At 62.3% G+C, this 12,160-nt stretch carries 12 protein-coding genes; 3 read left to right on the top strand and 9 right to left on the bottom strand.

Going from position 1 to position 12,160, the window contains the following annotated elements; translation table 11 throughout:
- Positions 1-46: 46 nt before the first annotated feature.
- The 6 genes from KHO53_RS14025 to radA all read right to left on the bottom strand — a co-directional run bounded on the left by KHO53_RS14025 (position 47) and on the right by radA (position 7,198).
- Positions 47-664: a heme acquisition protein HasA gene (locus KHO53_RS14025; RefSeq protein ID WP_010226413.1), complete on the bottom strand. Its 618-nt coding sequence runs from the start codon at positions 662-664 to the stop codon at positions 47-49.
- A gap of 81 nt (positions 665-745) precedes the next feature.
- A complete protein-coding gene (locus KHO53_RS14020; protein WP_502937695.1) occupies positions 746-3,439 on the bottom strand; it encodes a TonB-dependent receptor in 2,694 nt (897 codons plus the stop codon).
- 178 nt (positions 3,440-3,617) lie between these two features.
- Positions 3,618-4,079, bottom strand: a complete 462-nt coding sequence (locus tag KHO53_RS14015; protein WP_010226415.1) for a hypothetical protein — start codon at positions 4,077-4,079, stop codon at positions 3,618-3,620.
- Positions 4,080-4,155: 76 nt separating this feature from the next.
- The gene (locus KHO53_RS14010) at positions 4,156-5,154 is read right to left on the bottom strand and encodes a FecR family protein (RefSeq protein ID WP_010226416.1); all 999 of its coding nucleotides are present in this window, start codon (positions 5,152-5,154) and stop codon (positions 4,156-4,158) included.
- 68 nt (positions 5,155-5,222) lie between these two features.
- The gene (locus tag KHO53_RS14005; RefSeq protein WP_010226417.1) at positions 5,223-5,726 is read right to left on the bottom strand and encodes an RNA polymerase sigma factor; all 504 of its coding nucleotides are present in this window, start codon (positions 5,724-5,726) and stop codon (positions 5,223-5,225) included.
- 104 nt (positions 5,727-5,830) lie between these two features.
- Positions 5,831-7,198 (bottom strand): DNA repair protein RadA, encoded by a 1,368-nt coding sequence (gene radA, locus KHO53_RS14000; RefSeq protein ID WP_010226418.1) that lies wholly within the window; start codon positions 7,196-7,198, stop codon positions 5,831-5,833.
- A 174-nt stretch (positions 7,199-7,372) separates the two neighbouring features.
- Here radA and mscL point away from each other — a divergent pair, with 174 nt between their 5' ends.
- The gene (gene mscL / locus KHO53_RS13995; RefSeq protein WP_010226419.1) at positions 7,373-7,786 is read left to right on the top strand and encodes a large-conductance mechanosensitive channel protein MscL; all 414 of its coding nucleotides are present in this window, start codon (positions 7,373-7,375) and stop codon (positions 7,784-7,786) included.
- Positions 7,787-7,834: 48 nt separating this feature from the next.
- On the opposite strand, the gene KHO53_RS13990 is transcribed toward mscL, so the two are convergent.
- Positions 7,835-8,611: a ferredoxin--NADP reductase gene (locus KHO53_RS13990; protein ID WP_010226420.1), complete on the bottom strand. Its 777-nt coding sequence runs from the start codon at positions 8,609-8,611 to the stop codon at positions 7,835-7,837.
- A gap of 278 nt (positions 8,612-8,889) precedes the next feature.
- Here KHO53_RS13990 and KHO53_RS13985 point away from each other — a divergent pair, with 278 nt between their 5' ends.
- Both KHO53_RS13985 and KHO53_RS13980 read left to right on the top strand, forming a co-directional pair.
- Positions 8,890-9,594 carry an autoinducer binding domain-containing protein gene (locus KHO53_RS13985; RefSeq protein ID WP_213570424.1) on the top strand — a complete coding sequence of 235 codons (705 nt, stop codon included), beginning with the start codon at positions 8,890-8,892 and terminating at the stop codon, positions 9,592-9,594.
- 92 nt (positions 9,595-9,686) lie between these two features.
- Positions 9,687-10,811 (top strand): methyltransferase, encoded by a 1,125-nt coding sequence (locus KHO53_RS13980; RefSeq protein WP_036993779.1) that lies wholly within the window; start codon positions 9,687-9,689, stop codon positions 10,809-10,811.
- Positions 10,812-10,981: 170 nt separating this feature from the next.
- Here the strand turns inward: KHO53_RS13980 and KHO53_RS13975 are convergent, their stop codons facing one another.
- Both KHO53_RS13975 and cydB read right to left on the bottom strand, forming a co-directional pair.
- On the bottom strand, positions 10,982-11,137 hold the full coding sequence (locus KHO53_RS13975; RefSeq protein ID WP_010226425.1) for a DUF2474 domain-containing protein: 156 nt from the start codon (positions 11,135-11,137) through the stop codon (positions 10,982-10,984).
- Between the two features lie 12 nt (positions 11,138-11,149).
- Positions 11,150-12,157, bottom strand: coding sequence for a cytochrome d ubiquinol oxidase subunit II (cydB, locus tag KHO53_RS13970; protein WP_010226427.1), 1,008 nt, complete (start codon positions 12,155-12,157; stop codon positions 11,150-11,152).
- Between the last annotated feature and the right edge of the window lie 3 nt (positions 12,158-12,160).

The raw sequence follows: 12,160 nt of genomic DNA, 5'->3' as shown, positions 1-12,160 counted from the left end.
CAGCGAATGGAGGAGTGATCTTCCATTCGCTTTTTTTTGCCTGGGGTCAGGCGGCCAGGGCAAAGTCCTCGGCCAGGGCTTGAACGCCCACCACATCAGCCGAAGCGACATTCAGCGGGCCACCGGCCAGGGCAGCGCTGATGGCGTCGAAGGTGTCGTCGGTGGATACGCCGTAACCGGCCAGCAGGTTGTCCAGCACGCCTTCCAGGGCCGAGGTGTTGCCCTGCATCAGGCCGTAGATCACGCTCTGCACTTCGTTGCCGGCGCGACCGGCGCCCAGCGCCGCCTCCAGGTCCAGGCCATTGAACGTGACCACTTCTTCGGCCAGGGTGAAGTTGCTGCCATTGCCGCCACCGAGCTTGTAACCCAGCGAAACGCTGTCCACTTCGCCCCACAGGTAGTGGTTCATGTTGCTGCTGGCCGGTTGGCCCGGGTTGAACACATAGTGCAGGCCGTTGGTGGTATCGCTGCTGGCTACGAAGGCGTAGTCGGAACCATTGGCACCGTGGGTCGCATACTGCTCGCCGTTGAAGCCGCCTTTGTTGAAACCGCCGGTGTTGCTGTAGCCATGACCTGCGGTGGCGAAACCGGCCGCCCAGGTGGCCAGGTAATCGTCAACGGTGTAGGAGGCGTACGCTGCATCGTAAGAAACGGAAAGGCTCATGTCTCATCCTCTAAATAGTTGAGGGTTGTGGTTCGAAGGCGTGTTCCATGCCTTCGGTGTTGCCCGGTATGGGCAATTCGGTCAGAACTTGTACTCGAGCATCCCGGTCAGGGTCCGGCCACGGGCCAGGGACAGGTTGTTGCTGTCGCCCATGGCCACGAAGTACGCCTGGTCGGTGAGGTTTTCCAGGCTCAGGGCCAGGTTCAGCTGCGGCGTCATCCAGTAGCTGCCGTACAGGTCGTAGACCTTGTACTGCGGCCACAGGGCCTGATCGAGGTAGGAGTAGTTGTGGGTGTCCAGGTTGGTGCCGTTGCCTTTGCTGTAACGCAGGCGGGCACCGACATCGAGCTGGTTGTCGAGAAAACGCAAACCGACGGTGAGCGAACCGCGATCAGCCGGCATGTAGGTGGCGTTACCCATGATGTCGCCGCAGCGGCTGTAGTTGTTGAGCTCTGCATTGTCGAACGCCTCGCTCACCGGCACCCGCCGCATGATGATGCGATTGCCGACCTTGAGCGGGCGCAGCACCGTGCCCACGCGCTTGAGATCCTTGGCTCCCCCCAGGTAGAACTGCGGCGAGCAGAACTCGTTGCTGCCGATCATGTGGGTGTAGCTGAGCTTGCTGTAGAACCGCCCGGCGTCGTAATCCACGGCGTATTCCACGCCACGGAACTGGGTCTGCTGCTGGTTGTTCTGGTACGCCATGCGTCCGGTCGAGGTGCCTGCTGCGGTCAGGCCCGGCACATCGACGTTGATATCGAGGAACGAGAAGTTGTCGATCCGGGTGTCGAAGTAAGCGACCTTCATGCCCAGCCGATCGCCTTCACGGAACAACGACTCCTTGAAGATGTTCACCCCCAGCTCCCAGTCGTGGGAGCGTTCGGCTTGCAGGAACGGGTTGGGGTAGACCATCTCGGCGCCACCGCCGCCGTGGGGACGGCCGGACATGAACACTTCGGTGACCGAGGGTGGCCGCCAGCCACGGCCCCAACGGGTGTACAGCTGCAGCCAGTCGACACCCGGCTTGACGGCAATGCCGAAGGTCGGCGAGAAGCGCCCTTCTTCCTGTGCCTCGTCAAACAGCAGGTGCGTCGCCGGCTTGCCCAGGTCGGCCTCAAACGGTCCGTCCGGGTACATCCACACGGTCATGCCGGTTTCACCCGTGAGCCGGTAGCGGTCATAGCGCAGGCCGGCATCCAGGGTCAGCCAGTTGCCGTGTTCGTACTGCATTTGCCCGAACAGGCTGGCCATGACGCGCTTGCCGCCCGGCGTCGACCCCTGAACGTAGGGGTAGGCTTCTTCGTTGCTGGCCGGCACGCGATCGGTGCGCGGCTTGAATTTGTCCTGGAACAGCTCGGTGCCGTAGTCGAACGTCAGCTGGTCGCTCGCCCCAAAGTAGAAGCGCGAGGTGTTCTGCAACTGCAGGCCCCAGGTATCGGTCTGGAAGCGATCGCTGTAGGCCGCATAGTAGTTTCCGCTTTGCGGGCTGGCATTGTTGCCGGCATTCCAGCGATCCTGGCGGGTGCTGACGAAATAGAGCTTGGCCCTAAAATCGATCAGGTCGCTGTCGGGGCTGAAGCTGTAGTCGAGGGCGACGTTCTTGGCATTGATGTCGTTGCTGCCGGAGCGCTGGTAGAAGTACTGGTCCTCGGTGTCGTTGAGCCAGGTCCAGGCATCCTTGCTGTCGGTGTCGGTCTCCATGTAGCTCAACTGCACGCGCTGATCCTGGGGCAGGTTCAGGCCCAGTTTGATCATCTGCGAACGGGTGACGCTGCCCATGTCTTCGACTTCACCCTTGAGCCAGTCGTCCCAGGCGGCGGGAAACTGGTTCTTCAGGCGAATCTCGGTGCCGAGGTTGTCTTCATTGTTGCTGCCCGCCCGGTAGTTGCCGAAATGGCGCTCACTGACGCCGAGCAAGACATCGCCGACGTCATTGCCGAACGCGAACAGCGCACTGCCATTGAAGTACGTGCCGTTACCCAGTTCACCGATACCGTGACCGGCGCGCAGGCGGCCGCCGTATTCCTTGCCGGCACCGAGAAACTCGCTGGCCTGCACGGTGTTGAAACTGGCAATACCACCGATGACCCCGGCGCCGCCCATGCCTGAGCGCGAACCTTTTTCGATCTCGACACTGCTGATGAACTCCGGGTCGACGAACATCACCCCGTTGCGCTGCTGGTGACCGTTGACGTTGAAGTTCTGGCGCATGCCGTCGATGTTCATGTTGACCCGGCCGTAGTCCTGCACGCCGCGGATATTCACCGACAGGCCCGGGTCGCGCTGGTTGACGGCGGTGTAGACGCCGGCGGTTTCTTCGAGCATGTCGGCGGCATGGCGTGGCGGGCGCTTGTCGATCTGCTCGCGGGTGATGACGCTGACCGAACGGGGAGTCTGATAAACCCAATCGGCATTGCTGTTCGAGTCGACATGCGTGGCGCCCAGCTCCAGCGCCTGGCCGTCGTCGCTCACCCGCTCCAGGCCGACCCGGTCGGAGCCGCTGAAGCGATAGCGCACGGGCGAGCCGCGCAACAACAGGCCAAGCCCTTCCTGTGCCGAATGCTCGCCGCGCAAGCCTTCACTGCGCAGGCCTGCCAGCTTGCGGCTGTCGAAGAACACCTGCACCCCGGCCTGTTCGGCGAAGGCCAGCACAGCACTGTCCAGGGCCTGGGCGGGAATGTCGAAGTGGATCAGCGCGGTGCGCTGGCTGGGTGTCGCGGGCTCGGCCGCCTGGACGCTGCCAATCCCCATCGGCAAGGTCCAGGCGCCCAGCATCAGGCTGCTGGCAAGGGCTACCCGACCGAGCGGCCGGGTGCGTCGTTGGTGTGGATTGCTCACGTCTGTTGCTCGCTGTGTTGGCGTTTTCTAGTAATGAAAATCAATCTCAACAAACAGACGTGCAACGTGGGGAAAGTCAGTAAAGAAATTTCAAAAGAAATTTAACCCGTGAACATCAGACGCCGCAGGTGAGCGCCGATTGCCCTTGTTTACGGTCCTTGCCGCTGTTTTCGATGATCGATGCCGTCACCGCAACCTCATCGCCGCTGGCCGACATGTCACCGTCTTCGGCCACCCGGTAGCCCAGTTTGCGAAACAGCATACGTACCTGATCGGGCGGCGCATCAAAATAGATCCCGTGCCATTCATAGCCGATGAATACCGCCGTGACCTTGATGCCATGGAAGGGCAGGTCGACCGGGTAGCTCACCTCCTCTTCCTGCGCCTCGGCAGGCAGGGCCTGACGCTTGGCAATCGCCTTGTCGAAGTAAGGCTCAAGCGGTGCACCGAACTCGCAGGTGGCGGGGTCGAACTGCACCAGGTTGTCGTCGGCCGCCAGCACCTGAGTGCTGCACAATCCGAGCAGCAAGGCGCCGGAGAGGGATGAAGCAATACACGCGAGAAAACCACTGGCCATATCCCTGCCTTCAGATCATCGTGAAAACGCCAGTTTCGTGGAAAAAACCGCTGCCGACAATCGCCCGCCAAGGCACTCAATAGATCAGGGTCAGCCCCGGCAGATCCAGCCGACTGACCTTGAGTTCATCGGTCAGCAGGCCCAGCGCGGCGTCCAGGTTATCCAGACGAAACATGCCGCTGACTTCACGCCGTGCCAGGGCCTGATCGGTGATCAGCAGGTGCCCGCTACGATAGCGATTGAGTTGCGCGGCCACCTCAGCCAGCGGTTCGCGCTCGAACACCAGCACGCCGCGCTGCCAAGCGGTGGCACGACGCACGTCCTGCTCAGGCCACAGGCGAATACCGTGGGTCGTGTCGTAGCGCAGGCTCTGACCTTCCTTGAGCAACTGCTCGCCGCTGCCCGTTTGCGCGGCGTCCTGCAAGGTAACCGCAACACTGTGCTCGAGCATGCCGACCCAGGTGCCGCCATCAGGCTCGGGGCCCACCACGAAACGCGTGCCCAGGGCACGGCTGCTGCCCCCTGCCCGCTCGACCACGAAAGGCCGTTGTTCGGTGCCGGAGACCGGCGCAACAGTAAACACCGCTTCACCGGCCAACAGGCGCACACGACGTTCGCTGTCGCTGTAGGCCAGCTCGATGCCACTGTGACTGTCCAGGTCGACCTGGCTGCCATCGGGCAAACTCACCCGGCGCACTTCACCTTTGGCCGTTGCGTAATCGGCGTGCAATGCCAAGGAAACGCTGGGCAACTGATCCACAGCGACAACCGCCAGCACCCATGCAGCCGTAGCGCTCAATGCCCAGCGCAAGCGTGAACGGCGTCGGCGCCCGGCCAGTGGACGGGCCACGGCAAGCGACGCCCTTGGCGCACCCTGGTCAAGCGAGCCAAGACGGCCAAGGTCGGCCCAGGTCGCCTGGGCAAACGCCAGCGCCTGGGCATGGCGCGGATCACTGGCCAACCAGCGCGCCAGCGCCTGCTCCTGCTCGGTTCTCAACGGGCCGGCGCTGAGCAGCACCGCCCACTCGGCGGCCTGCTCGCGAATGGCTTGCTCTGGCGAGTTCTGGCTGGTCACACGGTTCTCTCGAGTTCTGGTTATGTGAGTGCTGACGTCTGAAGGCGCATTTCCCAGTAAACCGTTCGTCATCCTGGTTCCTGCAGACACTGCATCACATAGGCCAAGGCCTTGGCCAGATGCTTCTGCACCGAGCTGTCGGAAATGTCCAGCGCGCGCGCCACCTCGGCGTGAGTCATGCCTTCCAGGCGGTTAAGGCGGAACACGTCCTGGGTACGCGGCGGCAAGTCGGCCAGCGCCCTGCGCAGGCGGCGCATGTGCTGTTCAGTGGCGGCATGTTCATCCAGGCCCGGGCGGTCTTCGACGATGGTTTCCAGTGCCTCGTGAGGCACCGAATCGGTCTTGCGCCGTTGCTGCTGACGAACATGATCGATCATCAGATTGTGCGCAGTGCGATAGAGATAGGCCGGGGTGTTGTCGATCCGTTCATGGCCCTGTTGCTCGGCCAGGCGCAGAAAGCTCTCCTGCACCAGGTCGGCAGCCAGTTGCGGATCACGCACCTTGCGCGTCAACACCCCCTGCAAGGTTTTCGCGTGCTTGAGGAACAGCCGCTTCAAGTCGGACTCCGCCACGCGAACTCCCTGTGGATGGCCGGAAGAAGGCGGTATGCTACTCGTTAGTGAGAATCACTTGCAACTTCACCCCGGCAAGCCTTGCACGCGCCGGGGTGCGCAGGTCACTCGAACAGCGCGTCCAGTGCCTGCTCAAGCCGGGTCACGGCAATCACCTGCAATCCGGGCGGCGCTTCCTTCGGTGCGTTGCCCTTGGGCACGATGGCACGCTTGAAGCCATGCTTGGCCGCTTCCTTCAGACGCTCCTGGCCACTGGGTACCGGGCGTACTTCGCCGGACAGGCCGACCTCGCCAAACACCAGCAGGCCGTTGTCCAGCGGGCGGTTGCGCAGGCTGGACATGATCGCCGCCATCAGCGCCAGGTCGGAGGCTGTCTCCAGCACCTTGACCCCGCCGACCACGTTGAGGAATACGTCCTGGTCGTGGGTAGGGATGCCGCCATGGCGATGCAGCACCGCCAGAAGCATCGCCAGGCGGTTCTGGTCCAGGCCGAGGGTAACCCGCCGCGGGTTGGACAGGTGGCTGTCATCGACCAGCGCCTGTACCTCCACCAGCATCGGCCGGGTGCCTTCCCAAGTGGCCATGACCACACTGCCCGGCACCTCTTCCTGGGCACGCGTGAGAAAGATCGCCGACGGGTTGGAAACTTCCTTCAAGCCACGGTCGGTCATGCCGAATACACCCAGCTCGTTGACCGCGCCAAAACGGTTCTTCACCGCGCGTAACAGGCGCAGGCGGCCGTCGGACTCGCCCTCGAAATACAGCACGGTATCGACCATGTGCTCGAGCACGCGCGGCCCGGCCAGCGCGCCTTCCTTGGTCACGTGACCGACCAGGAAGATCGCCGTGCCGCTCTGCTTGGCATAGCGCACCAGCAACGCCGCACTCTCGCGCACCTGGGAAACGCCGCCGGGAGCCGACTGCAACTGTTCGGTGAAGATGGTCTGGATCGAGTCGATGACCATCACCTTGGGCTTCTCGACCCGCGCCGTGGCGATAATGGTTTCGATGCAGGTTTCGGTCATCACCCGCAGTTTGTCCTGGGGCAGGCCCAGGCGCCGGGCACGCATCGCCACCTGTTGTTGCGACTCTTCGCCGGTGACATACAGCGCCGACATGCGCGTGGCGATGGCGCACAGGGTCTGCAGGAGGATGGTCGACTTGCCGATCCCCGGGTCGCCACCGATCAGCACCACCGAGCCATCGACCAGGCCGCCGCCGAGCACCCGGTCCAGTTCGGCGCTGGCGGTGGTGAAGCGCGGGATTTCTTCGACACTGACTTCGGCCAGGGTCTTGATCTGCGCCTGTTGCCCAGCCCAGCCGGTGCGCCCGCTGGGGGCCGCGGCGGCGCCGCTTTCCAGCACGGTCTCGACCAGGGTGTTCCAGGCGCCGCATTCAGCGCATTGCCCGGCCCATTTCGGGAAGGTGGCGCCGCACTCGGTGCAGCCGTACATGCGCTTGGCCTTGGCCATGGGACGGTCCTCTGGAAAAAGGCACCATCATAGCCGACCTCGACAGCCTGGGCGGGCACAGAAAACCACAAAACTATTCGGTATAACCGCAGTCTGTTGCAGCAGCGCGGAGCATGAAGCGCATAGCTGATTTACACTGCGTTTACCAATCTCATCTGTTACAAGGAATAAACCATGGGCGTGCTCAGTGAATTCAAGGCCTTCGCGGTCAAAGGGAATGTCGTCGATATGGCCGTCGGTATCATTATCGGTGCCGCCTTTGGCAAAATCGTTTCATCTTTCGTAGGTGATGTGATCATGCCACCGATCGGTCTGCTGATCGGCGGCGTCGATTTCAGTGACCTGGCGGTAACCCTCAAAGCCGCCGAAGGCGACATACCGGCCGTGGTAATGGCCTATGGCAAATTCATTCAGACCATCCTCGACTTCATCATCGTCGCCTTCGCGATCTTCATGGGCATCAAGGTCATCAACCGCCTGAAACGCGAAGAAGCCGCCGCACCCACCCTGCCGCCGGTACCCAGCAAAGAAGAAGAGCTGCTCACCGAGATCCGCGACCTGCTCAAGGCGCAGAATCGGCAACCCTGAGTGCAGGGATAAAAAAACGGCGCCTGCGGGCGCCGTTTTGCTTGCGGCTTACCAGTAGGTCTCGACGGCTACCTGGCCGGGGCGGCGGCTGAGGCTGAGGTTCATGTCGCGTTGTTTGAGCACTTTGCGGGTGTCATCGACCATCTGCGGGTTGCCGCAGAGCATCACCCGCGAATGTTCCGGGGTCAGCGCCAGGCCTGCTGCGCGTTCCAGATCGCCATTCTCGATCAGGGTGGTGATGCGCAGGTTCAGGGCGCCGGGATGCTGTTCACGGGTAACGATCGGGATGAACTGCAGCTTGCCGGCAAATTCCGCCAGGTAGTCGCGTTGCTCAAGGCCCGCGATCAGCTCCAGGTACGCCAGCTCCCGGGCTTCGCGCACCGAGTAGACCAGCTTGATCGATTCGAAGCGCTCCCACACCTCGAAGTCCTGGAGGATCGACAGGAACGGCGCAATACCGGTGCCGGTTGCCAGCAGCCACAGGTCGCGGCCGTCGACAAAGCGGTCGAGGGTCAGGTAACCAAAGGCCTGGCGATCGATCAGCAGGCTGTCGCCTTCGCCCAGTCGGCTCAGTTCACTGGTGAACTCACCGCCCGGCACCACGATGGAAAAGAAATCCAAGTGCTCGTCGAATGGCGAGGACACCATCGAATAAGCGCGCCAGACCACGCTGCCGTCAGCCTTGGTCACCCCTAGGCGAGCGAACTGGCCGGCACGAAAACGAAAGCCCTGGTCGCGGCTGGTACGCAGGCTGAACAGGCTGGGGGTCAGTGGCTGGACGTCGAGCAGCGTCTGGCGGGTGAACTTTTCAGCACTGGCAGTCATGACTCGCTCCAAAGAAAAGATGGCCCAGTGTCGCGCAAACGCTGCGGGATAAACACCGTTGGTTTGTAGTGGCATCGACCAGTGGCGTGGTCAGTACCAGTGATAGCCCATTGATTTCAAACTGATATCAAACAACTACGCCACTGTGTGCTAAAGAACATCCCTGTAGAAATGTTCACATTTCTATAGCCAAAAAACCCAACAAAATCGTGGGACATTTCCTACACTACTTTCCACCTTTATTCAGTTGTTGGATCCATCAACGAGAGACTGGCCCCATGCCGCACTGGAAAGAACAGCAGCTAGAGCAGTTGCTGGGTGAAACCGACGAACAACGGATGTTTGAGCTCGCGGTTTCCCTGGCCCAGCAATTGGGCATGGAGTACCTGGCCTTCGGCATGCGCGTGCAGATCGCGACTCTGGCGCCTCAACTAAGAACCTTCAACAATTATCCCGACGCCTGGAACGAACACTACCAACGCTGCAACTACCTGGACATCGACCCAATCGTCGCCCACGGCCATCGTTCGCTAATGCCGATCCTGTGGTGCGATGACCTGTTCCGAGAGACGCCTCAATTCTGGGAAGACGCCCAATCCCACGGTCTGCGCCATGGCTGGAGCCAGTCGGCACACGATATGCGTCACAACGAAAGCATGCTCAGCGTCGCCCGCAGCCAACAAGCAATCAGCCTCGAAGAGCTCTACGACAAGGCCGGCCAGACGATCTGGCTGTGCAACCTGCTGCATACGCTGATGATTGACCGGCAGCCGGGGCACGAAACACCGTCCTGCAATTTATCCACGCGGGAGACCGAAGTACTGAAATGGTCTGCCGCCGGCAAGACCGCCGCCGATATCGCCTGCATCCTTTCGCTGTCGCAGAGCACGGTGAACTTTCACATCCGCAGCATCATCAGCAAAACCAACGCGAGCAACAAAGCCGGCGCGATCGCCATTGCGGCGATGCGTGGCCTGATCTGAGCCAACAGCCCCGTCCCCCTGCAAAGCACGGTAGAATCACGGCCCTGTAGAGCGCGCCACGCGCGCACATCAATGCCCCAGAGCCTTACACCATGCCCCTGCTGACCAGCCCTTTCGCCGAACTCGACCTGCTTCGCCAGCCCGAGCAAGCCAACGACCCCCTGCAAGCCTTCGATGCTGCCGACGAGTATTTGCTGGAGCACCTGGCCGAGCAGTCACCGACGGCGAGTACCCGGGTGCTGGTGCTCAATGACAGCTTCGGTGCCCTGGCCACCAGCCTGGCCCCCCATGTAGCGGTGCTCAGCAGCGGTGATTCGCACCTGGCGCATCTGGCCCTGGAAAAGAACCTGGTGCGTAACGGCCTGGCCTTCGATGCAGTACCGTTCGTGGCGGCCAGCAAGCCGTGGCAGGGGCCGTTCGACCGGGTGCTGGTACGTGTGCCCAAGACCCTGGCGTTGCTCGAGGAGCAACTGATCCGCTTGCAGGGCCAACTGACGCCCGGCGCGCAAGTGGTTGCCGGCGCCATGATCAAGCACCTGCCCCGCGCGGCGGGTGATCTGCTGGAGAAGTATATCGGCCCGGTGCAGGCATCGCTGGCGAAGAAAAAGGCCCGGCTGCTGATTGCCACCTTCGAGCCAAAGCCGGCGTTCACCTCCCCTTACCCGACCCGCTATCAACTCGACGCGCCACACCTTGAGCTGCTCAACCACGCCAACGTGTTCTGCCGCGAAGGCCTGGATATCGGTACCCGGGCGTTCCTGCCGCACCTGCCCAAAGACCTCGGCGATGCACGGGTCGCGGACCTGGGCTGCGGCAACGGCGTGCTGGCGATCGCCAGCGCCCTGGCCAACCCGCAGGCGCAGTACACCCTGGTCGATGAATCGTACATGGCGGTGCAATCGGCACTGGAGAACTGGCAGGTGGCGCTGGGCCAGCGTGAAGTCACTGTACGCGCTGACGACGGCCTGGCCGGGCAGCCGGCACAGTCGCTGGATGTGGTGCTGTGCAATCCGCCGTTCCACCAGCAGCAGGTGGTCGGCGACTTCCTCGCCTGGCGGATGTTCCAGCAGGCTCGTGAGGCATTGGTGGTCGGCGGCGCACTGTACATCGTCGGCAACCGTCACCTGGGGTATCACAGCAAGCTGGCGCGCTTGTTCCGCGGGGTCGAGCAGGTGGCGGCGACGCCGAAGTTCGTGGTGCTCAAGGCGCGTAAATAAACCAGCACCGCGTCACCTGCATCGCTGGCAAGCCAGCTCCCACAATAGACCGGTGTCCACTGGCCCTGTGGGAGCTGGCTTGCCAGCGATGAGGCCCTAAAAAAAACCCTCCGCAGCTGACGCTGCGAAGGGCTGTAAATCCGCCGCAAGGCGGGATGGGAAATATCGTTTCAGTGCGTGCTCAGTCCGGCCGCACTCATGAACAGGCGCATCAGCCAGGCCACCAGGGCCAGGCTCAGCACACTGCCCACCCAGATCAGCGCCAACCAGCCCAGGCGCTGCCAGAGCGGTTTCTTCTCTTCGTCAATCGTGCCTTTGCCAGTCATTGCCATGCTCCCCTAGTGGTAACCATCTTCGTGGGTCACCTTGCCGCGGAACACGTAGTAGCTCCAGAAGGTGTAACCGAGGATGAACGGGATGATGAACAAGGTCCCGACCAGCATGAAGCCCTGGCTCTGCGGTGGCGCAGCAGCATCCCAGATCGAGATCGACGGCGGGATGATGTTCGGCCACAGGCTGATGCCCAGGCCGCTATAACCAAGGAAGATCAGCACCAGGGTCAGCAGGAACGGGGTGTAGTGAGCATTACGCGCCACCGCCCGGAGCAAACCGTAGAGGGTCACCAGCACCAGGATTGGCACCGGCAGGAACCAGAACAGGTTCGGCAGGCTGAACCAGCGCTCGGCAATGTCCGGATGGGCCAGCGGCGTCCAGATGCTGACGATACCGGTCACCGCCAGCAGCACCAGGGCCAGCGGGCGCGCCAGGTCATGCATCTGCAGCTGCAGTTTGCCTTCGGTCTTCATGATCAGCCAGGTGCAGCCGAGCAAGGCGTAGGCGACGATCAGGCCCAGGCCGCAGAACAGGCTGAACGGGGTCAACCAGTCGAGGCTGCCGCCAGCGTAGTTGCGATCGACCACCTCGAAGCCTTCGATGAAGGCGCCCAGCGCCACGCCCTGGAAGAAGGTCGCCGCCAGCGAGCCGCCGATGAACGCCTTGTCCCACAGGTGGCGCTTGGCCGCAGTGGCCTTGAAGCGGAACTCGAAGGCCACGCCGCGAAAGATCAGCCCGACCAGCATCAGCATCAACGGCAGGTACAACGCCGAGAGCACCACTGCGTAGGCCAGCGGGAAGGCGCCGAACAGCGCCGCACCACCGAGCACCAGCCAGGTTTCGTTACCGTCCCAGACCGGCGCCACGGTGTTCATCATCACATCGCGGTCCTGCTCGCCCTTGACGAAGGGAAAGAGAATGCCGATGCCCAGGTCGAAGCCGTCCATGACCACGTACATCATGATGCCGAAGATGATGATGATGGCCCAGATAAGCGGAAGATCAATGCCCATGAT

This window comes from Pseudomonas sp. RC2C2 (assembly GCF_018390435.1).
GTDB classification, from domain to species: domain Bacteria; phylum Pseudomonadota; class Gammaproteobacteria; order Pseudomonadales; family Pseudomonadaceae; genus Aquipseudomonas; species Aquipseudomonas donghuensis.
Note: the sequence above shows the minus strand (reverse complement) of the source record. Positions and strands in the feature narration are given on the sequence as shown.